This is a genomic window from Microbacterium sp. Ld4, assembly GCF_045066555.1.
GTDB lineage: Bacteria > Actinomycetota > Actinomycetes > Actinomycetales > Microbacteriaceae > Microbacterium.
Genome location: NZ_JBISHE010000011.1, coordinates 98,356 through 123,863, shown reverse-complemented (window position 1 = coordinate 123,863; position 25,508 = coordinate 98,356). Strand labels below are relative to the sequence as shown.

47 protein-coding genes are annotated in these 25,508 nt (G+C 66.2%); 45 read left to right on the top strand and 2 right to left on the bottom strand.

The window, feature by feature from the left end; translation table 11 throughout:
• Window positions 1–56 precede the first annotated feature (56 nt).
• From ACJJV7_RS07905 to ACJJV7_RS07815, 19 genes are all read left to right on the top strand, one after another.
• Window positions 57–413, top strand: coding sequence for a hypothetical protein (locus ACJJV7_RS07905; protein WP_405375901.1), 357 nt, complete (start codon window positions 57–59; stop codon window positions 411–413).
• Between the two features lie 81 nt (window positions 414–494).
• Window positions 495–659 carry a hypothetical protein gene (locus ACJJV7_RS07900; RefSeq protein WP_405375902.1) on the top strand — a complete coding sequence of 55 codons (165 nt, stop codon included), beginning with the start codon at window positions 495–497 and terminating at the stop codon, window positions 657–659.
• The gene (locus ACJJV7_RS07895) at window positions 656–1,174 is read left to right on the top strand and encodes a hypothetical protein (protein WP_405375904.1); all 519 of its coding nucleotides are present in this window, start codon (window positions 656–658) and stop codon (window positions 1,172–1,174) included. The genes ACJJV7_RS07900 and ACJJV7_RS07895 overlap by 4 nt, the downstream gene beginning before the upstream one ends.
• Window positions 1,171–1,530, top strand: a complete 360-nt coding sequence (locus ACJJV7_RS07890; protein WP_405375906.1) for a hypothetical protein — start codon at window positions 1,171–1,173, stop codon at window positions 1,528–1,530. Before ACJJV7_RS07895 ends, ACJJV7_RS07890 begins: the two co-directional genes overlap by 4 nt.
• Window positions 1,531–1,544: 14 nt before the next feature.
• Window positions 1,545–1,994 (top strand): hypothetical protein, encoded by a 450-nt coding sequence (locus ACJJV7_RS07885; protein ID WP_405375908.1) that lies wholly within the window; start codon window positions 1,545–1,547, stop codon window positions 1,992–1,994.
• Window positions 1,994–2,521, top strand: a complete 528-nt coding sequence (locus ACJJV7_RS07880) for a hypothetical protein (RefSeq protein ID WP_405375910.1) — start codon at window positions 1,994–1,996, stop codon at window positions 2,519–2,521. Before ACJJV7_RS07885 ends, ACJJV7_RS07880 begins: the two co-directional genes overlap by 1 nt.
• Window positions 2,514–3,350: a PD-(D/E)XK nuclease-like domain-containing protein gene (locus tag ACJJV7_RS07875; protein WP_405375912.1), complete on the top strand. Its 837-nt coding sequence runs from the start codon at window positions 2,514–2,516 to the stop codon at window positions 3,348–3,350. The genes ACJJV7_RS07880 and ACJJV7_RS07875 overlap by 8 nt, the downstream gene beginning before the upstream one ends.
• Complete coding sequence (locus ACJJV7_RS07870; protein ID WP_405375914.1) at window positions 3,347–3,742, top strand: hypothetical protein; 396 nt, start codon at window positions 3,347–3,349, stop codon at window positions 3,740–3,742. The genes ACJJV7_RS07875 and ACJJV7_RS07870 overlap by 4 nt, the downstream gene beginning before the upstream one ends.
• A complete protein-coding gene (locus ACJJV7_RS07865; protein ID WP_405375915.1) occupies window positions 3,739–4,167 on the top strand; it encodes a hypothetical protein in 429 nt (142 codons plus the stop codon). The genes ACJJV7_RS07870 and ACJJV7_RS07865 overlap by 4 nt, the downstream gene beginning before the upstream one ends.
• Window positions 4,161–4,298: a hypothetical protein gene (locus ACJJV7_RS07860; RefSeq protein ID WP_405375916.1), complete on the top strand. Its 138-nt coding sequence runs from the start codon at window positions 4,161–4,163 to the stop codon at window positions 4,296–4,298. The genes ACJJV7_RS07865 and ACJJV7_RS07860 overlap by 7 nt, the downstream gene beginning before the upstream one ends.
• Window positions 4,298–4,801 carry a hypothetical protein gene (locus ACJJV7_RS07855; protein WP_405375918.1) on the top strand — a complete coding sequence of 168 codons (504 nt, stop codon included), beginning with the start codon at window positions 4,298–4,300 and terminating at the stop codon, window positions 4,799–4,801. The genes ACJJV7_RS07860 and ACJJV7_RS07855 overlap by 1 nt, the downstream gene beginning before the upstream one ends.
• Window positions 4,802–5,059: 258 nt before the next feature.
• Entirely contained in the window at window positions 5,060–5,752 is a 693-nt protein-coding gene (locus ACJJV7_RS07850) for a hypothetical protein (protein WP_405375920.1), read from the top strand.
• Window positions 5,749–6,090, top strand: a complete 342-nt coding sequence (locus tag ACJJV7_RS07845; RefSeq protein WP_405375921.1) for a hypothetical protein — start codon at window positions 5,749–5,751, stop codon at window positions 6,088–6,090. Before ACJJV7_RS07850 ends, ACJJV7_RS07845 begins: the two co-directional genes overlap by 4 nt.
• An 11-nt stretch (window positions 6,091–6,101) precedes the next feature.
• Window positions 6,102–6,458, top strand: coding sequence for a hypothetical protein (locus tag ACJJV7_RS07840; protein WP_405375923.1), 357 nt, complete (start codon window positions 6,102–6,104; stop codon window positions 6,456–6,458).
• 552 nt (window positions 6,459–7,010) lie between these two features.
• Window positions 7,011–7,286, top strand: a complete 276-nt coding sequence (locus tag ACJJV7_RS07835) for a hypothetical protein (RefSeq protein WP_405375924.1) — start codon at window positions 7,011–7,013, stop codon at window positions 7,284–7,286.
• Between the two features lie 71 nt (window positions 7,287–7,357).
• The gene (locus ACJJV7_RS07830) at window positions 7,358–7,675 is read left to right on the top strand and encodes a DUF4406 domain-containing protein (RefSeq protein WP_405375926.1); all 318 of its coding nucleotides are present in this window, start codon (window positions 7,358–7,360) and stop codon (window positions 7,673–7,675) included.
• The gene (locus tag ACJJV7_RS07825) at window positions 7,672–9,177 is read left to right on the top strand and encodes a DNA methyltransferase (RefSeq protein ID WP_405375928.1); all 1,506 of its coding nucleotides are present in this window, start codon (window positions 7,672–7,674) and stop codon (window positions 9,175–9,177) included. Before ACJJV7_RS07830 ends, ACJJV7_RS07825 begins: the two co-directional genes overlap by 4 nt.
• Complete coding sequence (locus tag ACJJV7_RS07820; RefSeq protein WP_405375930.1) at window positions 9,174–9,605, top strand: hypothetical protein; 432 nt, start codon at window positions 9,174–9,176, stop codon at window positions 9,603–9,605. Before ACJJV7_RS07825 ends, ACJJV7_RS07820 begins: the two co-directional genes overlap by 4 nt.
• Window positions 9,602–9,979 carry a hypothetical protein gene (locus tag ACJJV7_RS07815; RefSeq protein WP_405375931.1) on the top strand — a complete coding sequence of 126 codons (378 nt, stop codon included), beginning with the start codon at window positions 9,602–9,604 and terminating at the stop codon, window positions 9,977–9,979. The genes ACJJV7_RS07820 and ACJJV7_RS07815 overlap by 4 nt, the downstream gene beginning before the upstream one ends.
• Window positions 9,980–10,135: 156 nt before the next feature.
• On the opposite strand, the gene ACJJV7_RS07810 is transcribed toward ACJJV7_RS07815, so the two are convergent.
• The gene (locus ACJJV7_RS07810; RefSeq protein ID WP_405375933.1) at window positions 10,136–10,633 is read right to left on the bottom strand and encodes a hypothetical protein; all 498 of its coding nucleotides are present in this window, start codon (window positions 10,631–10,633) and stop codon (window positions 10,136–10,138) included.
• A gap of 40 nt (window positions 10,634–10,673) precedes the next feature.
• Between ACJJV7_RS07810 and ACJJV7_RS07805 the strand changes: the two genes are divergently transcribed.
• The 19 genes from ACJJV7_RS07805 (at window position 10,674) to ACJJV7_RS07715 (ending at window position 19,194) form a co-directional block, all read left to right on the top strand.
• Window positions 10,674–12,347: a DNA cytosine methyltransferase gene (locus ACJJV7_RS07805; protein WP_405375935.1), complete on the top strand. Its 1,674-nt coding sequence runs from the start codon at window positions 10,674–10,676 to the stop codon at window positions 12,345–12,347.
• Between the two features lie 219 nt (window positions 12,348–12,566).
• The gene (locus ACJJV7_RS07800; RefSeq protein WP_405375937.1) at window positions 12,567–13,349 is read left to right on the top strand and encodes a hypothetical protein; all 783 of its coding nucleotides are present in this window, start codon (window positions 12,567–12,569) and stop codon (window positions 13,347–13,349) included.
• 447 nt (window positions 13,350–13,796) lie between these two features.
• A complete protein-coding gene (locus ACJJV7_RS07795) occupies window positions 13,797–14,066 on the top strand; it encodes a hypothetical protein (protein ID WP_405375939.1) in 270 nt (89 codons plus the stop codon).
• Window positions 14,063–14,383, top strand: coding sequence for a hypothetical protein (locus ACJJV7_RS07790; protein ID WP_405375940.1), 321 nt, complete (start codon window positions 14,063–14,065; stop codon window positions 14,381–14,383). The genes ACJJV7_RS07795 and ACJJV7_RS07790 overlap by 4 nt, the downstream gene beginning before the upstream one ends.
• Window positions 14,380–14,760: a hypothetical protein gene (locus ACJJV7_RS07785; protein WP_405375942.1), complete on the top strand. Its 381-nt coding sequence runs from the start codon at window positions 14,380–14,382 to the stop codon at window positions 14,758–14,760. Before ACJJV7_RS07790 ends, ACJJV7_RS07785 begins: the two co-directional genes overlap by 4 nt.
• Window positions 14,750–14,935 carry a hypothetical protein gene (locus tag ACJJV7_RS07780; RefSeq protein ID WP_405375943.1) on the top strand — a complete coding sequence of 62 codons (186 nt, stop codon included), beginning with the start codon at window positions 14,750–14,752 and terminating at the stop codon, window positions 14,933–14,935. Before ACJJV7_RS07785 ends, ACJJV7_RS07780 begins: the two co-directional genes overlap by 11 nt.
• Window positions 14,932–15,759 carry a hypothetical protein gene (locus ACJJV7_RS07775; RefSeq protein ID WP_405375945.1) on the top strand — a complete coding sequence of 276 codons (828 nt, stop codon included), beginning with the start codon at window positions 14,932–14,934 and terminating at the stop codon, window positions 15,757–15,759. The genes ACJJV7_RS07780 and ACJJV7_RS07775 overlap by 4 nt, the downstream gene beginning before the upstream one ends.
• Window positions 15,756–16,088 (top strand): hypothetical protein, encoded by a 333-nt coding sequence (locus tag ACJJV7_RS07770; protein ID WP_405467841.1) that lies wholly within the window; start codon window positions 15,756–15,758, stop codon window positions 16,086–16,088. Before ACJJV7_RS07775 ends, ACJJV7_RS07770 begins: the two co-directional genes overlap by 4 nt.
• A complete protein-coding gene (locus ACJJV7_RS07765; protein ID WP_405375947.1) occupies window positions 16,081–16,446 on the top strand; it encodes a DUF4326 domain-containing protein in 366 nt (121 codons plus the stop codon). The genes ACJJV7_RS07770 and ACJJV7_RS07765 overlap by 8 nt, the downstream gene beginning before the upstream one ends.
• Window positions 16,443–16,658, top strand: coding sequence for a hypothetical protein (locus ACJJV7_RS07760; RefSeq protein WP_405375949.1), 216 nt, complete (start codon window positions 16,443–16,445; stop codon window positions 16,656–16,658). The genes ACJJV7_RS07765 and ACJJV7_RS07760 overlap by 4 nt, the downstream gene beginning before the upstream one ends.
• Window positions 16,655–16,834: a hypothetical protein gene (locus tag ACJJV7_RS07755; protein ID WP_405375951.1), complete on the top strand. Its 180-nt coding sequence runs from the start codon at window positions 16,655–16,657 to the stop codon at window positions 16,832–16,834. The genes ACJJV7_RS07760 and ACJJV7_RS07755 overlap by 4 nt, the downstream gene beginning before the upstream one ends.
• Window positions 16,831–17,151, top strand: coding sequence for a hypothetical protein (locus ACJJV7_RS07750; protein WP_405375953.1), 321 nt, complete (start codon window positions 16,831–16,833; stop codon window positions 17,149–17,151). The genes ACJJV7_RS07755 and ACJJV7_RS07750 overlap by 4 nt, the downstream gene beginning before the upstream one ends.
• A gap of 160 nt (window positions 17,152–17,311) precedes the next feature.
• Window positions 17,312–17,500, top strand: a complete 189-nt coding sequence (locus ACJJV7_RS07745; protein WP_405375955.1) for a hypothetical protein — start codon at window positions 17,312–17,314, stop codon at window positions 17,498–17,500.
• 304 nt (window positions 17,501–17,804) lie between these two features.
• A complete protein-coding gene (locus tag ACJJV7_RS07740; RefSeq protein WP_405375957.1) occupies window positions 17,805–17,966 on the top strand; it encodes a hypothetical protein in 162 nt (53 codons plus the stop codon).
• Window positions 17,963–18,118, top strand: a complete 156-nt coding sequence (locus ACJJV7_RS07735; RefSeq protein ID WP_405375959.1) for a hypothetical protein — start codon at window positions 17,963–17,965, stop codon at window positions 18,116–18,118. The genes ACJJV7_RS07740 and ACJJV7_RS07735 overlap by 4 nt, the downstream gene beginning before the upstream one ends.
• Window positions 18,115–18,303, top strand: coding sequence for a hypothetical protein (locus ACJJV7_RS07730; protein ID WP_405375961.1), 189 nt, complete (start codon window positions 18,115–18,117; stop codon window positions 18,301–18,303). Before ACJJV7_RS07735 ends, ACJJV7_RS07730 begins: the two co-directional genes overlap by 4 nt.
• Window positions 18,300–18,599, top strand: coding sequence for a hypothetical protein (locus ACJJV7_RS07725; RefSeq protein ID WP_405375962.1), 300 nt, complete (start codon window positions 18,300–18,302; stop codon window positions 18,597–18,599). Before ACJJV7_RS07730 ends, ACJJV7_RS07725 begins: the two co-directional genes overlap by 4 nt.
• Complete coding sequence (locus ACJJV7_RS07720; RefSeq protein WP_405375964.1) at window positions 18,599–18,853, top strand: hypothetical protein; 255 nt, start codon at window positions 18,599–18,601, stop codon at window positions 18,851–18,853. Before ACJJV7_RS07725 ends, ACJJV7_RS07720 begins: the two co-directional genes overlap by 1 nt.
• A 140-nt stretch (window positions 18,854–18,993) precedes the next feature.
• Window positions 18,994–19,194, top strand: coding sequence for a hypothetical protein (locus ACJJV7_RS07715; protein ID WP_405375966.1), 201 nt, complete (start codon window positions 18,994–18,996; stop codon window positions 19,192–19,194).
• Between the two features lie 17 nt (window positions 19,195–19,211).
• Here the strand turns inward: ACJJV7_RS07715 and ACJJV7_RS07710 are convergent, their stop codons facing one another.
• A complete protein-coding gene (locus ACJJV7_RS07710) occupies window positions 19,212–19,403 on the bottom strand; it encodes a hypothetical protein (RefSeq protein WP_405375967.1) in 192 nt (63 codons plus the stop codon).
• Between the two features lie 93 nt (window positions 19,404–19,496).
• Here ACJJV7_RS07710 and ACJJV7_RS07705 point away from each other — a divergent pair, with 93 nt between their 5' ends.
• From ACJJV7_RS07705 to ACJJV7_RS07675, 7 genes are all read left to right on the top strand, one after another.
• Window positions 19,497–19,709: a hypothetical protein gene (locus ACJJV7_RS07705; RefSeq protein WP_405375969.1), complete on the top strand. Its 213-nt coding sequence runs from the start codon at window positions 19,497–19,499 to the stop codon at window positions 19,707–19,709.
• Between the two features lie 250 nt (window positions 19,710–19,959).
• Window positions 19,960–20,376: a hypothetical protein gene (locus ACJJV7_RS07700; protein WP_405375970.1), complete on the top strand. Its 417-nt coding sequence runs from the start codon at window positions 19,960–19,962 to the stop codon at window positions 20,374–20,376.
• Between the two features lie 10 nt (window positions 20,377–20,386).
• On the top strand, window positions 20,387–22,093 hold the full coding sequence (locus ACJJV7_RS07695; protein ID WP_405375972.1) for a hypothetical protein: 1,707 nt from the start codon (window positions 20,387–20,389) through the stop codon (window positions 22,091–22,093).
• Between the two features lie 11 nt (window positions 22,094–22,104).
• Window positions 22,105–23,562, top strand: a complete 1,458-nt coding sequence (locus ACJJV7_RS07690) for a phage portal protein (RefSeq protein ID WP_405375974.1) — start codon at window positions 22,105–22,107, stop codon at window positions 23,560–23,562.
• Between the two features lie 64 nt (window positions 23,563–23,626).
• Complete coding sequence (locus ACJJV7_RS07685; RefSeq protein WP_405375975.1) at window positions 23,627–24,376, top strand: hypothetical protein; 750 nt, start codon at window positions 23,627–23,629, stop codon at window positions 24,374–24,376.
• A 72-nt stretch (window positions 24,377–24,448) separates the two neighbouring features.
• Window positions 24,449–25,060, top strand: coding sequence for a hypothetical protein (locus ACJJV7_RS07680; protein WP_405375976.1), 612 nt, complete (start codon window positions 24,449–24,451; stop codon window positions 25,058–25,060).
• A 13-nt stretch (window positions 25,061–25,073) separates the two neighbouring features.
• Complete coding sequence (locus ACJJV7_RS07675; protein WP_405375978.1) at window positions 25,074–25,499, top strand: head decoration protein; 426 nt, start codon at window positions 25,074–25,076, stop codon at window positions 25,497–25,499.
• Window positions 25,500–25,508 lie beyond the last annotated feature (9 nt).

The following is a 25,508-nucleotide window of genomic DNA, read 5'->3' as shown; positions in this document are numbered from 1 at the left end:
CCACCAGTCCCCAAGTCGGCACCAACCAACGGACAGAGAAGGAGAACGAGATGGTCATGGTTCTGCATTCATCCTCCCCAAAGGCCAGGAAGGAGCACCGCTGCAGCACCTGCGGGCGGGTCATCGGCGTCGGCGAGACGTACCTGAGGCAGCACAACGTCTTCGACGGCCAGCGCTACTCGTACCTGAATTGCGAACACTGTCTCGCATTCACCCGTCGAGCGCTGCAGCTCGACGCCAACTACTGGGATGACGGCATCAACAAGGAAGCGCTCGACGAAGCTTTCGTCTACTACCGCCAGAACATCTCGGACCTCCGCCTTCTCGTGATGTTCCGCCGCAGGTGGCGGCGTTCCGACGGCACCCTCTACCCGGTTCCCACCTCGGTAGGCACTGAGATGCTGCACCGCTAACCGCCCCCTCTGACCAGCGGGCTGCACCGATTCCCCCTCGGTGCAGGCCGCTCTTTCGCTTGCCCGGAAGGACACCCCCGCATGACCGAGTTTGCTCCCGTCCCCGTCGACCGTGTCCCGAACACCGGACCGGTCGACATCCTCCCCAGCCCTGACCAGTTGTCAGCCCTATCCGTCGTGACCGGCGCGCTGCTCATCATCGATCTCGCGCTCGTCGCGGTCCTGATCGGTGCGGTGTCCCGGTGAAGGGGCAGAAGAACGCCGCGAGATGGCTCGGCAAGGAACTCCGCAAGCTCGGAGCGCGAGGGGAGCGTGACCGCAACGGGACGTCGTACTGGTTCCCCGACGGCGCGCAACGCTTCGTGGAGGAACGTATCCAGTTCCCCGCAGCGCTCGACCTGCTCAGATCACTGCAAGCCCGCTACGGGCGCCCTGACCGGGCCCTACGCGCCCCGAAAGTAGTCGGCGCCCCGACGGTCGACCTGGCCCGGACGAGCGCGACACAGCACGCCCAGGAACGCCTCCGCCTCATGCAAACGCAAGCCGCGGTCACATTCCTCGAGATGACGATGGCGCTCACCTGTCCCGTCCGGACCCGATGGTCCGACGAGCACGCCTCCTGGATCTGGGAAGGCGACCGCATCGCCGTCGCCGCTCAACAGTCAGACGACGGCCACACCCGCATCACGACCATCCTGTGGACACGGCCCGAGATGTGGGCCGCGCATCCGCGGCCCGAACAGACGAAGGCGAGAACATGAACCCTCCCACCGTGTACCCCGGCAGCGCTGACGTCAGACGCTCCGACCCCCTCACCAGCCACACCGCGGCCGACAACGCCACGTCGAAGCTCCCCGTGAAGCTGTTCATCGAACGGGCACTCGAATCCGCAGGGAGACCGCTCACCGCCGACGCGATCTGGACCCGCATGCGCACCGAGTTCGGCTACTACTGCTCCCGCGAACGGGTCCGCACCGTCCTCAACGAAGGCGCCGGCAAGTCGAAGAGAGTCAGCGCCCGCTTCAACGCGTTCGTGCGACTCGACGAGCTCGGCGAATCCGACCTCGGTAACCCATCCCACCTGTGGGCACTCAACGACAGCGAGACCACGCGATGAACGAACACGAAGCAATGCCCACGACAGACGCACGCACCCGCGACTTCCACATCGGCGACGTCATCAGCGTCGCCACTGGCACACTCGTCGCGCTGCGCCACATGGAAGCGGTCTACGACCTCTGCGACTTCATGACCGGCGACAGCCTCATGACCCACCAGCTGCCCCGCGCATCCCGGGAGTGTGAGCCGAGCCTCCGCGAGCAGCACCCTGACCTCACATCGGAACCGATCCCGCCGATCGCCTCCCGCGAGGATGCCGACGAGTGGCTGACCTCGCTGTACGCGAAGTACGGCGAGACGGTCACCGTCCGGGCACTGGACCCCGCCGATCACACCAGCATCGACCCGATCACCGAGATCGGGATGGTCGCACCGCACGCGGCCGTAGTGCTCGCCACGGTCGGAGACACCGCCGAGGACGTCGCACGTCGGATCGCCGAGATGACGGGCGGGAGCGACTGATGCCCGGGCAGGAAGCACGAGACGACGAACGCGACGCGAAGCGCCTCATCTTCGAGGTCCGGATGATGCTGAGCAGTGTCGCGTCGCACGGCCCGCACGCTCTCACGACGACCAACGACCCGATGTACACGGCGAACCTTCTGCGGCGGCTGAGCAATGCTCTCGAAGCGGCCACGGCCCGGAAGCAGCCGGAACCCGACCCTCGCGACGCTGAGATCGCATCGTTGCGAGAGACCTGCCGCATCCTCGGCGACCTTTCGCGGGAGCTGTCGGGCGCCGTGCAGGACATGACGGCGAAGCACCCGGAACCCGAGATCACCGCGCGCGAGGACATGGCCGACTTCCCCGTCGGCACGATTGCGCGCGACATGGTCGGGCGCGTGTTCATCCGGACCGACGCGCAGACCTACCGGTGGCGCACCATCTGGGGCGGCCGCTACGACCTCTCCGAGGACCAGGTGACCACGTACACGCCGGTCCGCATCCTGTGGGTGCCTGTCGGAGAGGGGGAGCCCGCTGATGGTTGAGCCCGCGACCGAGATGCGAGGGATCATCCACGGGCTTGAGGAGTTGGCCTATCACTCTGACGAGGCGCTGAGCAGCACTCAGGTGAAGTGGCTGCTCGATTGCCCCGCCCGTTACCGGTACAACCTGGACCACCCGCAGCCACACAAACCGGCTTTCGACCTCGGGTCCGCAGTGCACGCGAAAGTCCTCGGCACGGGCTGGGGCATCGAGGAACTGAACTTCGACGACTACCGGTCGAAGGATGCCCGAGAAGCACGTGACGCGGCGTACGCAGCTGGGCTGATCCCGATGCTCACCAAGGAACTCGTCACCGTCCGTGAGATGGCCGAGAGCGTCCTGTCGAACCCGGACGCCGCGAAGATTCTCGAAGGCGGATCCTCCGAGGTTTCAGTGTTCGCGACCGACCCGGAGACAGGCATCGACATGCGGTGCAGGTTCGACCGGCTCCGCGACGACCATGCCTGGGCGGCGGACCTCAAGACGATGGCCGGGCACGCCACCGTTGCGGGCTTCTCGAAAGCCGTCGCGGACTACAAGTACGACGTCTCCCACGCTCACTACCTCGACACGTTCGAGCTCGTGACGGGGGAGCGTCCGCCGATGCTCTTCATCGCCGTCGAGAAGGAACCCCCGTTTTTCGCGGCCGTGTTCCGGCTCTCCAACGACGAGATCGAGATGGGACTCGTCGAAGCACGCGCAGCCCGAGCGAAGCTCCGCGCCTGCCGCGAAGTGGACCTGTGGCCCGGCCGCGGATCCGGCATCCAGATCACACAGGCGCCCATGCGCCGCATCTACGACTTCACCGACAGATACGGAGTTGCATCATGACCGCCCCGAACATCCCCGAGGACACCGCGCCCTCGAAACTCCGGAAAGCTGAATCCCGAGCCACCCGGGAGATCGCGGACGAGGACATCATCAGAGCCGAAGACCGGTTCAAGAAGTTCCGCACCGTGCACAAGCAGGGCCACTTCGACGCGACGCTCGAGCGAATCATCGAGCACGCTGACGGGAACGTGACCTACGTTGTCCGAGCCTCCGCATGGAAGGTGAAGGGCAGCGGCGACGCCGACGCGACCGCCTACGCACAGGGCTCCACCCGAGACCGCAACGAAGTGATCGCCTCCGCACCACTCGAGAGCGCCGACACGATCGCCCGCTCCCGCGCGCTCCGCAACCTCGGCATCCTCCCGACCCCCCGCAAGACGAAGACAACGTGAGCCGGCCCACCCCCAAAGCCACCCTCGTCGTCATTGACAACCGCGATCCGCGGGCCTGCACCCTCACCGGGTACCGGGGCCCGCGGATCGTTCCGCAACACCGGAAGGGTGGCGCCGGGTGGCGTCCCGACAAGCACGCCCCCGCGAACATCGTGTGGCTCGACTCGCTCATCAACGGGCGCATCGAAGCGGAACCCGACCTGCAGCTACGCGCGAAGGTCTACGGCGTGAAGGTGCCGTTCTGGGCCGACAACGAAATGGTGCCCGTCTGGTACGCCGCGGAGTCCACCTGGTACGCGCTGAAAGGCGACGAACGCATCCCACTGGCGATCGACGACGCTCACGGGATGATGCACGCCGTGTACGGGCCGGACTGGTTCGAATGGCTCAGACAGGTCGAGATGGAAGGACAGTTCCGATGGTGACCACCGAACGGTACACGGTCCTCTCCAGCCGTGGCGAAGCAGGCCTCCGCACGAACGATGAAACCGAAGCGAACCGGTACGCCACCAACATCGGCGGGACCGTCCGCGACAACCACGACACGGAGACCTGATGCGGATCATCACCATCCGTCAACCCTGGGCATGGGCGATCATCCACGGTGGGAAGAACGTCGAGAACCGCGTCCGCAACATTGCCGGGGACTACCGCGGGCCCGTCGCGATCCACGTCGCGCGCGCTGACGCCGAGAACGCACCTGAGTCGCTCTGGATGAAACATGCCGCCTGGTACCGGGCACGCAGGCCGCAGCCGAAGACGTTCGACTCGTCATGGTCAGATCGCGGCCGGATCATCGGCGTTGTTGACCTAGTCGACGTGCACAGCGCCTCCGTCATCGGTGGGTGTGGGCGTATGGACAACAACTGCGACGAACACCCGCACGGATGCCGCCACCACTGCTCACCGTGGGCGATGGGCCCGGCGCCCGAGGGCTGGTATCAGCATCTCGTCCTCGCAAACCCGCGCCCCCTCGCTGAGCCGATCCCGTTCAAGGGTGCGCTCGGCCTCCGCCGGCTCGACGCCGACACCATCCGCCAGATTGAGGATCAACTGTGATGGCCATCCCCGCGAGGTTCGAAGCCGGCATGTGCCCCGCCGGGTGCGGGAACCGTATCCACGCGGGCGACATGATCCGGAACGACCCCGATTACGGGTGGGTCCACGACGAGTGCACCCCGAAACCCGACCCGTACACGCTGCGCCCGACGGACATCGTCTGTGGCGTGTGCTTCTGCGTCCAGCCGTGCCGCTGCGTAGACGACTGAAGAGAGGCCCCGTGGGGGTGACCGAATGCCCAGAGACCAACGCCTCTACATGACCTTCCCGATCGACTTCCACCGTCACCCGAAGATCGCCAGACTCAGCGACGCCGCGTTCCGCGCGTTCGTCGAAGCGAACGGTGAATCACGCATCGCCGAATCCGACGGCCGGATCGATGCTCCCGACGCGGAGTTCATGTGGAAGCCCGAAACCCTCGCCGAACTCCTCGCCTCACACCCGACGCGCCCGGTGCTCTTGCGCGACGGTGACACCTACGTGCTGAGGGATTACGCCGAACACCAGTTCACGACGTCCGATCGTGAACGCCTCGCTGAGGTGAGCCGGAAGAACGGTTCGAAGGGTGGCAGACCGCCGAAACCCAGAGAAACCCACGCGGGTTCCGTAGGAACCCAGAGCAAACCAGAGTCAAGGTCAGAGTCAAGGTCAGGGACAGACCTCCAAGACTTAGAGAGTCTCTCTAGTACTCAACCGCGCGATTCCGAGACGGACTCAGTTCCACGCTCAGTTCTATCCGGGCTGGGCATCGGCCCTGACCAGCTGATAGCTCACATCCACGCCCGAACCGAGCGGACAGTGAACGCCGCGGGAGCCCTCCGAGTCGCCGCAAGCATTCTCGACCGGGCTGGGCGGATACGGAAGACGCCTCACGAGTACGTCCTCGGCTCCGTCAACAAGTCGCCAGCCGAGATCCAGCAGTTCATCGACGAGAACGGGCTCGCATCGTGAACCTCCCGAAGGTGGGGGAGCGGTACGTGTGCTTCATCGTCGTGCGGGAAGACGGTGGCTGGGGTGGCCCCTACGGGCAGCACCGCCGCTACACCGTGTGGCGCTGCGAAGAGTGCGGGTTCACGATCGATGGCGACCTCGCCGGGTGGACCAAGAAGCGCATGGCGGATCACCACGAGTGCGGCCACGCACCGTGCGAACGGTGTGGCCAGATGCTGCTCCGCCGCAAGGACGGCACGCCCCGTCAGCACGCCCACAACCGATGCCCGGGGAAGAACCCCGGTTACAAGATCGAGCGCGAGTTCGTGAAGAACATCACGGCCCGCGAAGTGAGATGAGGGAACCACTCATGACAGACCACGAGGATCGCCGAACGAAAGCTCAACTACTCGCCGAGCTCAACCGTGTTGTCCGGGAAATCGATGCGTTGCGAGCGAGCGTGCCGCGGGACCCGGTGCGGGTGCCCGAAGCTGACGCTCTCGCCGGGTGCATCCGTTCCTTGGACACGCTCAAGGGCACGTCGAGCGGCTACAGCTCACCGAACGCTGATGCCGTGCGGCGGACGATCCTCGCGCTGTGCGAGAAGTACGGCATCCAGCGCGTCGAGAAGGTGACCGAGCCGTGCGACCGGCGACACATTGAGGACCTGTCAGCCGTTGACGTCCTCACCCTAGTGAAACGCGACTTCGAGGGGTATGCGTCGTGAGTGCGGGGCTGGATCTCGCGTTGCAGATCGATGAGCTCGTGAACGATCGGGAGCGTCGGCGCAGACTGGTGCGTCGGGAGTCGTGGGTGGATCCGCCTTCGGTGACGATCCGGAAAGCGTATGACGCGAAGACGGAGCAGATGACCCGGTTCCTCCGGCATCTGAGGGATCATGCCGGCGCGTAAGGCGGGTGCGGTGTGCCCGCCCGATCATGGGCACGCGAAGTCGTCGACGTGTTACACGGGGCACCGGTGCCGGTGTGATGCGTGCCGTGGTCGAGCGTCTGCCTACAAAAGGTGGCGGCGCACCGTCCCCACGCAGCGGCTCGCGTACGTCGATGTTCCCGCCCTCGTGACGCGACGGCGGCTGCAAGCGCTGATGTGCATGGGCTGGTCGCCCGCGGCGATGGGTCGGCACCTCGGCCTCGATCACTCTCTGGTGTGGCGGTGGGCGCGAGCGGACACCGTGACGCGTGTCACGGAGTCCAGGGTCGCGAAGCTGTACACCGACCTCGCGTTCAGGACCCCCGCGACCACGACGAAGGGGGAGCGGGTGAGCGTCTCGAAAGCGAAAGCCCACGCACGCCGTTCGGGATGGGGGGGCCCCCTCGACTGGGACGACATCACCAACCCGGACGAGCACCCCGACATCGACACTGAAGCGGACGCTCACGGTTGGGTCGTCGCGGAACTCGCGCACCTGTACTCACTCGGCGAACCAGCGACCGTCGCGATCGCCGCGTTCCCGCAAACGCTCGAATCGCTCCGCCGGCAAGCGGAACGCCACAAACGACCAGACCTCGCGTCATGGATCAGGTCCGCAGCCTGACCCCACCATCACCTAGACCCTCCCAATCGGAGGGTCTTTCTCATTCCCGGGAACGGGAGAACGGAGCACGAATGGATGCTCAGAGACTCTACGTCGCAGGCCCGATGACCGGCCTTCCCGACTTCAACTACCCCGCGTTCCGCGACGCGGCCGCCGAGCTTCTCGCACGAGGGTACGAAGTTGAAGACCCGTCGACGAACGAGAACCCCACCCCGGGCGACTACCACGGGTGGCTCCGAGCGGGACTGGCGCAGCTGATCCGCTGCGACGGCGTGGCGCTCCTCCCCGGTTGGGAGGCGTCCGGCGGCGCCCGCCTTGAGGTGAACGTTGCCGCGACCCTCGGGATGCGCGTTGCGCCGCTCGCGGACTGGATGCGGGGTGTCGCATGATCCCGCACTACGAAGACGGCGGCCTCCGGCTCTGGCACGGGTCGAACCTCGACCTGCTCCCGACGTTCGGGGATGCATCGTTCGACTCGATCGTGACTGACCCGCCCTACGAGCTCGGCTTCATGGGGAAGGGCTGGGACTCGTCCGGCATCGCCTACAACGTCGATGTGTGGCGTGAGTGCCTCCGCGTCCTCAAGCCGGGCGGGCACCTGCTCGCCTTCGGCGGCACCCGAACCTGGCACCGCGTCGCCGTGGCGATCGAGGATGCCGGCTTCGAGGTGCGCGACTCGATCGCGTGGATGTACGGATCCGGCTTCCCGAAGTCGATGGATGTCGCGCAGGCAATCGACAAGTTGGACGCTGCGCGCGATCGTCTCACCCGCGCGGAGGAGTTTCAGAGCTGGCTTCGGCTGCATCTGTCACCGCAGCGGGTGAACGAGCTCACCGGCACGGACATGGGCCATCACCTCACCACGCACCCGACGCAGCCCGCCGTGGCGACAGCTGACCTGTTCGACAAGCTTCGCCCGTCCCTTCCCCCTGTCCCCACCCGCATTGAGGAGCTCGTCGCCGAGCGCACGGTCGAGTCAGCGAACTTCGCCGCACGTGCCGTCGTCGGGACGCACCGTGCAGGCATCACCCGCGGTGAGTCTGGCGTGACAGCGGCCGGAACAGGGAAGGCCAAGACGACCTCCCACACCCCGGAGGCCGTGGAGTGGGAGGGCTGGGGAACCGCGCTCAAGCCCGCCTTCGAGCCGATCGTCGTCGCCCGCAAGCCGTTCCGCGGCACCGTCGCGGCGAACGTCCTTGCGCACGGCACTGGGGCGCTCAACATCGACGCGACTCGTACCGCCACGACCGACAAGCTCGGCGGCGGTGCGGAGTCGGGTGCGGGCCTCGCGACGAAGACCGAAGGCTGGGATCGGCCGTGGATGAAGGACGCGGAAGAGGTTGCGGCTCACGCCGAGCGGGTGAAAGCGAACGTCGCGAAGGCAGAGCAGCTTGGCCGCTGGCCGTCCAACGTGCTCCTGGATGAGTCGCAGGCCGGCGCACTAGACGCGCAGTCGGGCGTGCTGTCGAGCGGCATGATGCGCGCCGGAACGCGCGCGCAGTCCTCCGGTGGCGACATCTACGGGAAGCGCGGCGAGTTCGTGACGTCGGGCGCTACCTACGGCGACAAAGGCGGCGCATCCCGCTTCTTCCCGACGTTTCGGTACGAGGCGAAGGCCCCCACATCGGAGCGTCCGAATGTCGACGGCACGGTGCACGCGACGGTGAAGCCGCTCGAGCTGATGCGCTGGCTCATCCGCCTCGTCACCCGCCCCGGCGGGCGCGTACTCGACCCGTTCGCCGGGTCCGGGACGACCGGTGAGGCTGCGCTGCTCGAGGGCATGGAGGTCGACCTGATCGAGCTCGAAGCCGATCACCTTCCCCTGATCCTCGCCCGTGTGCGGAAGCCGCTTCACCCGACCATGTTCGGCGACTGGGAGGACGCGTCGTGAAGTGGGTACTTGCCCTCGCTTACTCACGACCACCCAAGGGGCTATCGGCGAACGACCGGGCTCACTGGCGGACGAAGGCAAGGTCGACGGCTGAGGTCAGGAACCTGGTCGTCGCCCTCGCCCGCTCCGCTGGCATCCCGCAGCTGCAGCGCGTTCAGGTCGAACTCGTCTGGGTCGTGAAGGACCACCGGAAACGCGATGACGACAACCTGGCGCCGCTGGCTAAGGCGTGCTGGGACGCTCTCGCCTCCGACCGTGGGGTTTCCGCACGGATCGTCCCCGACGACTCACCCGAGTTCGTCACCAAGATGCACCCCCGCATCGAGTACCGCCCCGACGAGACACCTCACTTCGAGGTCACCGTCACCGACATCAGCCACCGACCCGATGAGGTCGACCAGCTCACAGCAGAACGGATCAACCGATGACCGAAGACAAGACCGAGTTCACCGGCACCGTGAAGAGAACCTTCGCGCACCGCGGCGGAACCGCTGCCGTCCTCCACGTCCTCAACCCGAAAGCGAAGTACCCGTCCGAGGTCACCGTGTGGGCCGACCTCGACGTCACCATGGGGGACCGGGTCACCGTCGCCGGGAACTACAGCGACAAGATCGACAGCTACCAGAGCCCCGCTGGCTTGAAGCCGATCATCCGACGGTCGTTGAACGAGGTGCGCCTCATCGCCCGCCACGACCCGCCTACCGCGGAACCCACCGACGAGACACCGCCCGACGATGCGTACGGTCCCGAACCGACCTGGGACGTCGCACCCATCCCGGGGCAGGACGGTGCCGCATGGTGAACCGTGGCACGTACCGGATCACCGACGACGACGCACGGTGGCTGGAGAACATCAAGCGAGCCGTGGAGCCCGCCCGGCACGTGTGCGGGAACTGCAGGACCCCATACGGTCCCAGCAACGTCCCGTGCCGGAACGATCCGGCCTACCAGCGTTAGCTCAGAGGTAGACGTACTGGGTGGACCGCCGGGACTTGAAGCCTTTGGCGGTCCACCGGCGCTCCACCCATGTGATCATCGCGACTGTCGGCGACGTATTCGCGAGCGTCCGGTCGATTGCGATGGGGAATGACGCTCCGGGATTGACCTGGAACGGCGGCTGAATCTTCTCGCCGAGCGCACCGCCGATGTCGCCTGTCATGTCATCGACTGACAGCACGCGCGCGACAGTCGATTTGGACACGTTGACGACCGCGTACGCCTGGGGGACACCGGTCTTCCCGTGCCGTGTAGCGATTGTCGACCACGAGACGTGCTCTGTGTTCGCCTCCACGGCCAGCGCGATCGCGTAGAGGCTCGCGAGCGCCCCAAGCACACCGCCCACACCCCCGATCCATGCCGGGACGGTGTCTTTCCACGTGGGCGCGAACAGCACGATCGCGACCGTTGAGAGAACGAGCGCCAGAGCCCCCATGACAATGAACAACTTTGCAGCCACGGACCGAACTCTATCGGCGGCTGCTCACGAAGGGACCCCAGTGCAGAACGACATTCTCGATCGGGATCACGTAACGCCCGCATCCGCCGTTCCGGTCGGCTATCGGATGCCGGCCGTCCCCTGGAACGGACTCACAGTCACGGATCTGTTCTGTGGCGCTGGCGGGTCATCCTCCGGGCTCGTCGAGGCGGGCTACCGGGTCGTCATCGCGGCGAACCATTGGGCGAAGGCGATCGAGTCCCATCAGATCAACCACCCCGAGACGGACCACTCGCAGGCCGACATCTCCCAGGTCGAGCCGCGGTACTTTCCCCGCACGCACGTCCTCTGGGGCAGCCCGGAATGCACGAACCACTCGATCGCGAAGGGCGTGAAGCGTCACCAGTCGCGCGAGCTCGGACTGTTCGAGCTCGACGGCACCCGCCCGCAGGAAGACGAAGCCGCGAACCGGTCCCGCGCGACGATGTGGGACATCCCCCGCTTTGCCGAGCACCACCGGTACATGGCGATCATCCTCGAGAACGTCGTCGACGCGGCCCGCTGGGACCAGTTCCCCGCATGGCAGCTCGCGATGGAGTCCCTCGGCTACCAGATGCGCATCGTGTGGCTGAACTCGATGCACGCGCAGATCGGCGGGCTCCCCGCGCCGCAGTCCCGCGACCGCATGTACATCGTGATGTGGCGGAAGGATCTCGCCACGAAGGAGCACCCCGCGCCGAACGTCGCGAAGTGGACGAGCCCGATGGCGCTGTGCCTGGAGCACGGCGAGATCCAGGCCTCGCAGGCGTTCAAGAAGACCGAGCAGTGGGGCCGGTACCGGGCGCAGTACCTCTACCGGTGCCCGAAATGCTGGGCCGTCGTCGAGCCCGGGTGGCTGCCCGCGTCGAGCATCATCGACTGGTCAATCCCCGCACAGCGGATCGGCGACCGGTCGAAGCCCCTCGCCCCGAAGACGCGTGAGCGCATCCGGCGTGGGATCGAGCGGCACTGGGCGCCTATCATCGCGAAGGCCGCGGGGAATACGTACGACGGCATCACGACCGGGTCGAACTACCTCCGCGTGAACGGCACGGACGAGCCGATGCCCGTCCAGACGGGGTCGGCCGAACACGGCATCGCCGTTCCGCCGCTCATCGTGAACCACGTCAGCGGCGCGGACGCGTCAAGGTCCGAGCCGATCTCGCGGGCGCTGCCGTCGATCGTCGCGGGCGGCACGCACGCCTCGCTCCTCATCCCGGTGGAAGGGCGTGAGGGAAAGGCCGCGGCCTCTGTGGCAGATCCCATCCGCACGCAGTCGACCCGGAACGAGACTGGCCTACTGATCCCGATGCGCAATCACGGCGTCGCCAAGCCGACGACGCACCCCATCGACACCGTCAGCGCCGAAGGCAACCACCACGCGCTCGTCATGCGGAACAACCTCGGCGGCGCGGAGATGACAACGCCCATCACCGAGCCGATCCGGACGCTCACGACCGGTGGCCACCAGTCGCTGCTCGAACCGTCAGCGCCGGTCTCGCTGGACGTCGACGACGCCGGCTTCCGCATGCTCGAACCCCACGAGATCCAGATGGGCATGGGCTTCGCCGCCGACTACCACCTCGTCGGATCAAAGCGGGACAAGGTCAAGCAGGCAGGCAACGCGGTCACCCCGCCCGCCGCGCGCGACCTCGGCCACGCCGTCGCCGAGTTCCTACTCGCGATAGCGGCGTGAGGTCATTCACCGGCTCGCGCAACTTCCTCTTCCGCGGGTGCGCCCGCTTCACGAAAGGCCCTCATGGCTGACGACAGATTCTGCATTTCGAACGACCTCGATCTCCTGCATCCGCTGGATAAGCCTCGGCGGTGTATCCAGAAGGTGTATGACGAGACGACGGATGCGTGGGTGCCGGCGCATTACGCGGTCTGCTCGGACGACACGTGCCGTGGGTGCGTGCCCCGGGTCGCATCCCACGGGTTCTTGTGCGTCGCGTGCTACCGGAAGGTGGGGGACGCTCTGGGGCGGGTGGGGGAGATGGTCGTGCATCTCCGGTCGATCAAGAAACCGGCGCAGCCGATCGGGGAGCGGGTGTCGACGTCGATGGAACGGTCGATCCTGATCCCGGATACGTGGGTCGCGGCGGACGGGTTGCTCGAAGCGCTCGGTGCGTCACCGATCCCGTCGACGGACACGATCGAGCAGGCTCGCGGCCGATCCGATACGGCCGTCGCGGAGTGGGCTGACCTCGATGCGATCGTGAACACCCGGGAGGGCGCGAAACGGGCGGTGGTGATGGTCCGCCGGTTGCAGACCGCGATCCGCCGGTGGCCGGACAGTGAAGCGACGTGGCGGCACGTGCCTTGGATGCTGTGCCCGAAGGGTGGGCAGACGTGCGGCCGGTCCCTGTACAGGCGGGCGCCGGTCGAGTACCTCGACGAGCTGCTCATCGAATGCGTCACCCCCGGGTGCGGGTATCACGAGGACTACTTCGTGTGGGTGGGGAAGTACGAGCCCGTCCTACGCGGGATCATCGCCGAGCAGGACCGGGCGGAGGGGAAACGTCCCCGCCGGTGGCACGCGGAGAAGTCCCGCACCTCGGACGAGTGCACCACGGGTGATCACGAAGCGTGCCGGTCCACGGACTGTGAGGACGAGTGCCACGTCCGACGGTTCTCGCTGTACACGAACCCGGTTCCGTTCCACGTGCTCGAAGCCGAATCCGCCGCCACGATCTGAGGTTGCCGCAGGGGTGGCGCAGGACGGTCTGATCCGGGCCGTTCGAGTTTTCAAGCGTCGCGCATAGGGGACTCGGAGAGTTCAACCGAACTCCCCGGGTTCCGAAGCTCCGCAGCACTCAGGCGGACGTCGCTCGAGAGCTCGTCGCATTTCACCTGAGGAGTCCTCATGGACTACACCGCCCTGTTCGCCGGAACGCAGCTGTTTCTCTACATCTGCATCGTCGGGGTCGTCGTGACCTCGTACCTCCACTACTGGGGAGGACGCGACTAACCGTACGGGCGGGCACCGACATGGTGCCCGCCCCCGAACCCTCGGAGCGCTCATGACAGCACTCGACCCGGACTGCGCGTCCGGCAAGCACCGCGCCTGCCTCGGCGAAGCGTGGGACCACACCACCGATCAACCAACCCGGTGCGGATGCCCGTGCCACAAGGAGAAGACACCATGACCGAACAGGCCCCGACGCAGTCAAAGCTTTCCAGCGATTGGGGGCGCGTAGTGCGTTCCCCCGTCCCGAAGCGCGGAGAGGTGGTCGTGATGTCTGGCGTGCAGTTCAAGGACGGCAAGGACCGCGTGATCGTCGGCTACGACATCACCCCCGAGCAGGTCGTGGAACTCGACGCAGCGCTCACCCAGCGCGACGAGGCAGAGGAACGCCTGCAGAGAATGATCAGCGCGATCAACGCGCTCATGGCGAAGGGTGCCCAGCGATGACCGGACGGGAAGCACGAGACGACGAACGCGAGGCGCTGGCGCAAGCGGTTGAGGCCCAGTACCCGCACCATGAGGTTCGGCCGTATGCCGTGCGTCACTTCACCGCGGGGTTCCTCGCTGGATACCGGAAGCACCCGGAACCCGAGATCACCGACGAGATGCGACGTAAGGTCGCAGCCGCGATCGATGACACCGCTGTGATCACCCCCCGCTCAGACTTTCTCGGCGGTTCGACAATCGCGAACGTCGCCGAGGTTGCGGATGCCGCTCTCGAAGCCGCTCTCCGGGTGCCTGTCGGAGAGGGGGAGCAGGGATGACGTCGAAGCATAAGTGCAAGCGGTGCGGCGAGAGTGCCGAGACGGTAGACAACGTCCGCGGCACCACGTTCTGGGGCTTGATCCAGCGAACCACCAAGATCACGTTTCAATCGTTCATCCGCATCAGTGGCACGCAGTACACCCGCAGCGGAGGACCGCGTGACGGCTTCATCCGCTCGGACGATGAGATCCGGCTCTGCGACCCATGCTGGGGACTGCTCGTGGGTCGCTTCCTGCAGGGACGCGACGTCGCAGCATCCGACCACGCACACGAGTGGCGGCGCAACGGCAAGGCGTTCAGCGGGATCTTCTACGACACCTGCCCGCTCTGCTACCAGACCCGCATCTCGGAGATCGGAAGCAGTGATGACCGGTGAACGCGAAAGCGAATGGGCGCGCGCGTACCGTCAGGGCCGGGCGGAGCAGGTTGAGCAGCAGCGCATCGCGAACCTCATCGCCTTGGCGGGCATCCCGTGGCTGAGCATGACGACCCGGCAGGATGCCGCAGAACTCGCAGCCACGGCGCTGCTCGGGGAGAGGGGGCAGCGATGAGCGCGACGAAGATGACCGCGAAGGCGCTGATTGAACGACTCCGAGCCTCGATCGTGAAGCCCGGCGACGACATGCCCGGCGGCATGTTCATGACCGAAGTGTCCCTCGACTCACGCCGCATCGACGGCCTGTACTGCGGGTTCTTCGGCAGCCGCGGCAAGTACCTCCGCGGCTACGAGGTGAAGGTTGCCCGGTCGGACTGGCTCGCCGAACTCGACCAGCCCGCGAAAGCCGAGACGTGGGAGCAGAACGTCCACGAGTGGTGGATCGTCGCCCCCGACACCACCATCGTCCGGCCCGAGGAACTCCCGCACGGGTGGGGCCTGATCGTCCCGAGCCCGAACCCTCGCACGAAGACCCGCATGGATGTCATCGTGAAAGCCACCCGTCACGAGGACCGGCAGCCATCGTGGAAGGCAACGCACGCGATCATCCAGAAGGCCGACACCGAACGGATGCGCGCCGTCCAGGAGCGCGTCGCCACGCTTCGCGCAGAACATCACGCCGCTCTCGACGAGGAGGTGCGCCGCCGGCTCAGCTACGACCAGGGGTCAGGGGAGTGGCAGAAGCAGCGCGCCGACCGCGCCGAAGCCCTCCTCGCCGAGGTCACCGACATCCTCGGCATCCGCATCGTGGAAGGGACTTTCGCCTACGGTCACGCTGCGGCGAGCGTGGGCGAGCTCCGAGAGTCGTTTGGCCGTTTCCTCCTCGCGGAGAAGCAGGTCGACAGCATCCTGCGCCACAAGGTCGGGCAGCTCGGGCTCGCGCAGGACGCGCTCCGGGATGCCCGGAAGGCGCTCCAGTCGATCGGGGTGACGAAGTGAAGACCTCGCAGGACGCGACGGGCCTCTCGCTCGTCGACACCATGATCAACACCGCACGGACGATCCGTCGAGCGGATCCGCCATTCGAGCCGCACCCTCGACGTGCACCCGTCCCCGCTTCGATCCGCGCCGAGCTCGATCAGACGCCGGAGTGGTGGGAACGCGAGTACCGGACCCTCCTCGCGCGAACCTTCGAGCACGCACCGTTCAACGAGACCGAACACGAGGGCCACGACGTGGTCGAAATCCGCACGTACGGAAAGCCTCACGCGGAGCGCGTGTGCACCACCTGCCCGCCCAGATTCGTCCCAAGGAGGACCAATGCCTGAACGCATCCAGCAGCGCCGCACGAAGGGGTGGCGCAAGCCAGGAAACACTGTTCGCGTCGCCCGCCCAAGCCGGTACGGGAACCCGTTCCGAATCGGCGAGCGTGCAATCATCAACGACGCGACGGGCGTCATTGTGGACAACTCGAAACGCCAGAGCATCATCGTCCGGGACCGGGCGCATGCTGTCGCTTTGTACCGTGATGCGGTCGAGGGGCACATTTGGGTGGCCGAGCCAAGCTACCCGTTCATCCCGCGCCGGAACGAGATCGAAACCCTCCGCGGCAAGAACCTCATGTGCTTCTGCCCGCTCGACCAGCCGTGCCACGCAGACGTGCTGCTTGAGATCGCGAACGCATGAAGACGTGGCAATGCGGTGACTGCAGCGCCCGATACCCGACGACCGTCGACTACTGCCAGCGCCCGTTCGACGACTACCTCGCTCTGCACGGCGGCTCCATGGACGCGGCCGTGCAACGGGCCGTCGCGAAAGCGATCGCACCCCTCGTGAGGTCCGCCGAGCGGCGGCTCTACGCAGGGCGCACCCATCCCGCGTTCCCCCTCGCCGCATGAACGGAGACACCACCATGATCGACCCGAACAGACGCCGCGTCCCGGTCGCGCCCTACCAAGGGTTCTTCCCCGACCGCACCGTGACCGCTGTGCTCGCCGACTACTCACCGACCGTGACCGTCTACTTCGAGAACGGGCACACCGCCCGCGTCCCGAAGATCGGAGCAGACGAATGACCAGAAACGACACCCGACCCATCGAGGTCGGCGACCGATTTGAAACCCGCGACTCCCGCGACGCGGGCCGCATCGTGGAAGTCATCGAGGTCCTCGGCCTCGACCAGTGCGGACGCGACCGCATCGCCAAGGTGAACGCGGGCCCCGACGTCGTCTGCGGCCGCACGAAACAGGAGCGCACCGAGTACCACCGACTCCGGAACACGCACTACCGGATCCGCACCGAGGTCCACCCCCGCAACCCGGAAGCAGTCGGCCGGCGCGTGAAGGTCCAGGAGAGCACTCTCCGCGATAAGTACAACCGGGTCAGCCGCTGATGTGGCATTACACATGTTCCGGGTGCGGCGCGAGGTTCTACGACCCGCAACGATTCACCGCTGAGCAGAAGTTCCGTGATCATGCGGAGCGAGCACACAGGCCGGCCGTGGTCCTCACCATTCACGACCGTGAGGACGAGACGCGAACGCATGGTGCCAGGTGAAGGCCGGCGACGTCCTCATCCCGCTCGACGTACTCCGCGACCGCTTCGGCGTATCCGAACGCACCCTCCGCTACTGGCTGAAAGCCGACAGTGTGGAACTCCACCGGTACGGCGACGGATACAAAGCCGTCCGATGGGGAGACATCGAAACCGCCGCCGCCAACGGACCGCGCTGGAAGATGTAGGCACACCCCAACCACGCCACCACCAGATGTCGTGTTTCGGTGACCGTATTGCCGGTCAAACACTGATACTGTTTCTACAGTTGCGGTAACGCACACCCACCCTCGCCACGGCGGGGGTATTTTCATGCCCCACAACTCCCCGCCAGCCCGGAGCCTCCGCCCGGCAAACGACGGGTTGAGCGGTCCCGCGATGGCACGGGACCAACCACGGCGCGTGCGCGCGCCTGGATAACAGAACACGACGGAGCCGGCATCGCCGCGGCCGTCACCCCCGAATCCCTTCGACCCCACACGGAGGTCACCTGTGAGCAACGCAGCTCGCAAGGCACGGAAACGTGCCGGCATCCCGTTCGTGAAGGCGGCCAAGAAGCCGACCTACCCGAACTGGGGACCCGGCCCACGCGGACTCGACCTCACCAGCGGTGCGGAGATCCTCGCATCCCTCGTCGTTCGGGGTATCGCGTGAGACTCCTCATCGCCCTCGCCGCCGGGATCACGCTCGCCGGGCTCGGCCACGCCTACTCACGCACACGCCACTGCCAACGCGTCCTCTGGCACTTCGCCACGAACGACGTCAGGCACAGCGACCCGCACCTCTACGGATGGGGACGAGGATGACCGACCCGAAGCGCACCGTCATGGTCGTCATCGAACAGTCGCTACCAATCCCGACCGGGGAAGAATGCCCCCGCTGCGGGTTCGACTCGATCGTCGCATCCCTGTTCCTCGTCAACAACCGCCCGTCCTTCACATACCTCTGCGGCCGACGCGACGTGTGCGACTTCGTCTGGTGGCGACCATGACAGACCCACGCCTCGCGGTACTCGCGGAACACGGCATCCTCGGCGACGACGCGACCACCAGCCTCGCCACGTACGACAAGCGCGGCGGCCGAGAAGCCGCAGCCCACGCCGTCCGCGGCAAGCACACACCCCGAGCCCGCATCGAAGCGCTCGCCCACGCTGTCGGACACGACGCAGCCCGCGCCGCACACATCCTCCTCACCGTGTGGATCTGCGAACTTTGCGAAACCGTCCACCACTCCCGCGCCGCATACCTGTTCTGCTGCGACGAAAGCGCATACGGGGAGGCCGACTGATGTCTGCTGAGACCGAGCGTGCCCTCAGCGCCGCGCTCACCGAGCATCTCGCAGACGAGGGCATCCTCGACGAGTCGGAGTTCGTCGGCGACTGGATAGCCAGCGTCTACCTGCCAAGCCTCGCCAACCGTGACGAGTCCGCCTACGCGACCGTCATGACCGGCGGCAGTCTTCCCGACCACGTAGCCGTCGGCCTCCTGTCCGTCGCACTCGACCGGGTACGCGGCATCGGAGAGTTCGAAGAGGACGACTGATGGCACGCGCCCCCAAGAAGTGCGGACGCTTCGACTGCGACGAACGTGTGATCGGACGGGCCTACTGCCTACCCCACACACCCCAACGGTCCACCCGACGCTCACGACTCCCCGCCGACTGGCCCAAGCTACGAGCCCAGGTGAAGAAGCGCGCAGCCGGTAAGTGCGAAGCCACCCCCCACGAACCCAACTGCGACGGCACCGGCGCACAATGCGACCACATCAACGCAGGCGACGACCACTCCCTGTCGAACCTGCAGTGGCTGTCAGTGCAATGCCATCAGGCGAAGTCGAACCGTGAGAACCGCGCACGCAACCGCGCACGCAACCGCGCACGCTGACAACCAGCAACGCGACGTTAGTTCACACCGAGGATGCGGATGAGTGCCTGACGCTCTTCCTCCGTCGGATGGGTATCACCGACCGCGCGGCGAGCCGACTTCATCATGCTCACCCCGATGCGTCCGCTCGCGAGCATGGTGTGCTCGATCACGCAGACGAACAAGTCGCCATCGAGCGTGACCGTCTTGAACTCCTGCTTCTTCGCCATACGCCGAGATTACTGGCACGGTGCCGCGTCACCCATGCCGCCCACGTCCGGCCGCACACCACCACCCGTGCACGCTGACACCGGGAGCGCACCATGACCGTCGACCGCGACACAGTGCACGTCGTACCCGTGAACGACCTCATCGAACACGTCGACGACGGGACACCCTGCCCCTGCGGCCCACGAACCGAACCCGTCGAACGAGACGAAGGCACCATCGGCTGGGTAGAACTCCACCACTCCCTCGACGGCCGCGAGTACGACGAACCCGACTACACCGGCCCACCCCAGCACATCGAACGCTGAAGGGGTGGGGGAGGGGGGTCCACCCGCCCCGCCTACCGGGACCTCCGGGGGCCTGCTCATTCCGATCTGTACGGGTCTGGCGTTTCATGTCGCGGCCTGGCCGCTGGCGCTGGGCTGAGTCGTTGTCCTCCTGCCCGTCATGGGCTGATCCCCGCATTCCCGACATGGGAGGTACCACCTGATGGCTGGCCGTGGCCCTGCTCCGAAAGACCCGACGACGCGTGCTCGCCGGAATGCTGGTGGTGCGCAGATGCGTGTCATCGAGGTGCAGAAGTCGGTTCAGCCTGAGCTCCCTCGGCGGTTCGTTCCGCGTGAGGACGAGGATGGGACCTTCCGGGACGAGATCGATTGGCCCGAGGCGACGGTCGCGTGGTGGGACACGTGGGCGATGTCGCCCCTGTCGGGGATGTTCACGTCGATGGACTGGGCCGAGCTGCAGCTGGCTGCGCTGGCTCACGCCGCCGTGATGGAGGGTGACCTCAAGATGCTTCCCGAGCTTCGTCTTCGGACGGCGAAGTTCGGTGCGACGCCCGAAGACCGGGCGCGGTTGAAGATCCAGTTCGAGATGGCCGATGCGGCAGAGGAACGAGCAGCGAAGCGTGTCGAGCGTCGCCGTGAGGGCGTGCGGAAGCGGACCGCTGACCCTCGGCTCGCACTGAACGAGTAGGTAGAGCTTCGTGGTCGTTCTGATCGTCCCGAAGCTTGACCTGTCCTTCCCGACGCTGGGCCCTGAGCTTGCCGACTTCATCGAAGACCGCTTCGTGTTCGGGCCGGGATCGCTCGCTGGTCAGCCGGCTCGTCTCGACGATGAGAAGCGCGCGGCGCTGTACCGCCTGTACGAGGTGCATCCGAAGGGTCACCGGCTGGAGGGTCGCAGGCGTTTCCAGCGTGGAGCGCTTGAGTGGCGTAAGGGTCTCGCGAAGACGGAGTTCGCTGCGTGGGTGTGCGGTGCTGAGCTGCATCCCGAGGCGCCGGTCCGATGCGACGGGTTCAACGCGAAGGGCGAGCCTGTTGGTCGGCCCGTCAAGTTCCCGTACATCCCGATGATGGCCGTCACCGAGGAGCAGGTCTCCGAGCTTGCCTACGGTGTCCTGAAGTACGTGCTCGAAGAGAGCCCCGACGCGGACCTGTTCGACATCTCGCTCGAGCGCATCGTGCGGATGAACAACCGCGGCCGCGCCGACGGCATGGCCGTCCCCGTGTCGAACTCTCCGGGTTCCCGCGACGGCGCCCTGACGACGTTCCAGCACTTCGACGAGCCTCACCGCCTGTTCCTGCCGCGGCACCTCGCCGCGCACGAGACGATGGCGGCGAACCTCACGAAGCGTCCCCTCGAGGATCCGTGGGCGTTCTACACGTCGACCGCGGGTGAGCCCGGACAGAACTCCATTCAGGAGAACGTTCGCGGCGAAGCCGAGAAGATCGACAAGGGCGACATCGAAGACCCCGCACTGTTCTTCTTCGCCCGGTGGGCAGGTCCGAAGCATAAGGACCTGATGCCGCGCGCTGGCACGGACTCGCAGCCTGAGGTCACGCAGAAGCAAGCCATGCAGAACCGCATCGCCGCGATCGCGGAAGCCACAGGCCCGGCAGGTGAGTACGGTCCTGGACAGTTCGAGGGCATCGCGAAGAACTGGGACCGCCCGAAAGCGGACCTCGCGTATCTCGAGCGAGTCTGGCTGAACCGCTGGCGTCGCGCTGACTCCCGGATGTTCGACGCCCTCCGCATGAAGGAGCTCGAGCGGAAGGGTCAGCGGATCCCGAACGGCGCCTTCGTCGCTCTCGGCTTCGACGGCGCCCGGTTCAAGGATTCCACCGCGCTCGTCGCGACCGACATCGCGACTGGTCTCCAGGAGCTCCTCGGCCTGTGGGAGCGACCGGAGTACGCCGAGGACTGGGAAGTAGACGAGTCCGAAGTGACCGCCGCGGTCCGGGATGCGTTCAGGCGGTTCGATGTCTGGAAGCTATACGGCGACCCGCCCCACTGGACCGAGACCATGGGGTCGTGGTCCGCGAAGTGGCCAGACCAGATCGAAGAGTGGTGGACGAACAACCGGAAGCGCGCCGCGTACGCGGCTCGCGAGTACCGGGAAGCGATCGCATCCGGTTCTGTGACCTTCGGCGGGGATGACGATGACACTCGCGATTTCGCGGCGTTCTCCGACTTCATGCGGCACATGCAGAACGCCGGCACGAAGGACTCACGTCTGCTCGATGACGAAGGTCAGCCGCTGCTCATCCTCGCCAAGCCGGACGGGCGTCTCGAATTCAAGATCGACGCGGCCATGGCCGCGAACCTGTCGTGGAAAGCGTGTCTCGATGCCCGGAAGTCGGGCGCGAAGCCGAAGAAGAAGGCCAAAGTCAGGATCCGCCGGATCCGGTAAAGGGGGTGCCCGTGGCGATCGACGTCAAGACCCCGAATAGCCCCGGATGGTGGCTCGACAAGCTGTCCAAGAAGCTCGCCGCGCGTCTCCCGGAGCTCAACCGGCTGCAGGCGTACGTCGAGGGTGACCCGCCGCCGCCGGAAGGCGTCGAGAACATGCGGAGCGCTTACGAGGCGATCCGCAAGATCGCGCGCGTGAACCTTGCGGAGTCGGCAGTCACCGCTGTCAGTGACCGCATCGCCGTTCGCGCTGTTCGGACGGCTGTCGCGACGGACTCCGACGGCGACGATCTGGCGATGTCGATCTGGCGGGACAACAACCTCGACATCGAGCTGTCCGATGTCATCGAGAACATGCTCGGGCTTCGTGACGGCTACATGATCGTCGGGCTCGACCCTGATGACGACGATCGAGTCGTGATCACCGGGGAGGATCCTCGGCAGGTCGTGACGATCCACAATCCGCTCCGACAGTCGGAAGTGCGCGCTGCGCTGAAGATGTTCCATGACCCCGACGAGCAGCGCGACTACGCGTACCTGTACATCGCCGGCGAGGCCGCTGAACGCGACACGTTCGGCCGGGTGACGGCGTGGGCCAATGCGCGTCGGTACGTCGCGACGAAGGCCCGGCGCAGCTTGTCGGGCAAGCTCGCGTTCAGCAGCGCAACGTGGGAATGGGATGCGAAACTCGACGGCGCGGAGGGCGCGGAACTCAACCACCGCTTCGTCCCCGTGGTGCGGTTCAGGAACCGGAACGGGATCAGCGAGTTCGAGCGTCACACCGACACCCTTGACCGCATCAACCACGGAATCCTGCAGCGCATGGTCATCAGCCTGTACCAGGCGTACCGGCTGCGTGCGATCAGTGTCGACGACGAGGATGCTCCCGAAGTCGACCCTGAGACGAACCAGGAGATCGACTACGAGGACCTCCTGACCTCCGATCCGGGCGCATTCCTGAAGCTCCCCCTCGGCGCGAAGCTGTGGGAGTCCGCGCAGGCTGACATGTCCGGCATCCTCTCGTCGGTGAAGGACGACGTCCTCTACTTCATGGAAGAGACGAAGACCCCGCTTCCCGCGATCTCCGATGCCGTGCAACAGTCCGCCGAGGGCGCCGCGAACATCAAGGAAGGCAACCAGTTCAAGACGGAGCGGACCCAGAAGCGGGTCGCTGCATCGCTGGCGGTCGTCTACATGATCGCGTTCATGTGCCTCGAGGAGAGCGACAGGTCGAAGCGCGGTTCGATCCGGATCGACTACCACCCGACCAACCGTCCCTCCCTCTCGGAGAAGTACGACGCGTTCTCGAAGTCGACGGATCTGCCACTGGAAACCCGAATGGCGGAGATCCTCCAGTTCGATCCCGAGCGAATCGCCATGGCGAAGGCGCAGAAGCTGCAGGAGTCGTTGATGGGAGAGCCGGATGGACCCTCAAACGCTCCGTCTACTGGATCGACTTCGAGCTCGTAACGTCGCGATCACCGCTCGGCTCCGTCAGCAGGTCGACGAGTTTGTAACCGGCCGTTGGCGGGGCATGAACTCGTGGCGGGACGCCGACATGGTGGCGTTCCAGAATGCGGTCCTGCCCTACATGGACGCGGCTGAACGACAGATGGCCGACCTCACCGCCGCGTACGTGGCTTCAGCGTCTGCGGCAATCGACGGCGGGGCGTTCCGGCCTCGCCAGGTCGACTACCGCCAGGTCACCGGTGATGCGCTGCGCGGGACCGCGGCGCGCGAGGTCTTCATGCGGCCTCAGATGATCCTCAACACCACGCTCGCGGCCGGCGGTTCGCTGACTGACGCGGTGACAGCGGGGGAGAAGCGCCTGCGGAGCCTCGCCGCGACGAACCTGCAACTGGCGAAGACCCGAACCGCCCAGCGGTACACCACGACGGAGTACTACCGGCGGGTCCTGACCGGTTCGGAGAACTGCGCGCTGTGCGTGATCGCGTCCACACAGAGGTACAAATCGAGCATCCTGCAGCCGATCCACCCTGGGTGCGACTGCAGCGTCGAGCCGCTCGGTGGCCAGCCAGCATTGGTCATCAACTCGTCACTGCTCGAAACGACCCATGCGGCGATCGAGCGGGGGTTGAAGGCGACGGACCGGAACGCCTTCGACCTGGACCTCGAGGACATCAAGACCGACGCGCAGGGACGCCGCATCTCGGACTTCACGGACCTCATCGTCACGCGACAGCACGGCGAACTGGGCCCGGTCCTGACGTGGCGGAACAACCACTTCCGCACTCCCGCTGAGGCGCGCAGCCTCGCGAACTGATCTTCCGCACCCACTGTGCGGTCGTCCCCGTCAGGGGAACTCAACACACACCCGACATGGGAGACAGACCACATGTTCACTGGCCGCTGCACGTACCCGCCCTACCTCCGGTTCCTCGCCCCCGAGGACGAGCCCGGTGGCGGCGGAGGCGACGACACGACCCCCAAGTTCCCCGCGAACACCCCCGTCAAGGAGATGAACGCCGAACAGCAGGCCGCGTACTGGCAGGACAAGGCTCGGAAGCACGAGGACCGCGTCAAGAAGTACGGCGACCTCACGCCCGAGAAAGTCGCCGAGCTCAAGCAGGAGCGCGACGACCTCCTCGCCAAGGGCCAGACGGCAGAAGAGAAGGCCATCCAGGAAGCCAAGGAAGCCGGCCGGGCTGAGATCCGACAGGAACTCGCGAAGGAACGACTGGGCTCCGCGCTCACGAAGGCTCTGACGGGCCGTATCGCGGACCCCTTTGCGCTCCTGGACATGGACCGCTCGAAGCTCGTGAAGCAGGACGGCACCGTCGACACGGACGCCGTCACAGCGTGGGTCGAGGCCAACTCGCAGCCGACGCAGACGAGCCGCCAGAACCCCGCACTGGGCGCGGGTCACCGAACGCAGGTCACCGAGACCGCAGGCGACCGCGGCCGTGGCGAAGCAGCACGCCGATTCAAGAAGAACTCCGACTCCTGAGAGGGAACCCATCATGACTGACATCTCTGTCATCACGACGGCGTCGCAGGTCGAGAACCGCTCCTGGCTCCTTGGTGGGCCTGACGCAGTGGGACCCGGCTGGACGCCGAGCGTGACGCTCGACATCAGCAAGTTCACCGCGAACACGCACTACCCGAACGGTTACATCCCGTCCGGCATCGTGCTCGCGAAGATCACCGCGACGGGCCTCTACGGCCCGTACGACAACACCGCCACGGACGGCCGCGAGATCGAAGCCGGGGACCGCCTCGGCATCCTCTTCGGCTCGCTCCCGGTGCGCGCCGGCTCGACCAAGGTCGGCGGCGCGATCGTCGTCCACGCCCCGGTCGACGCAGCGAAGCTGCCCTTCCAGTCCGGCGCGGGCGCCCTGTCCGCCGACGCACGCGCTGCCCTGCGGCTCGTGCACTTCACCAACTAAGGAGACGAG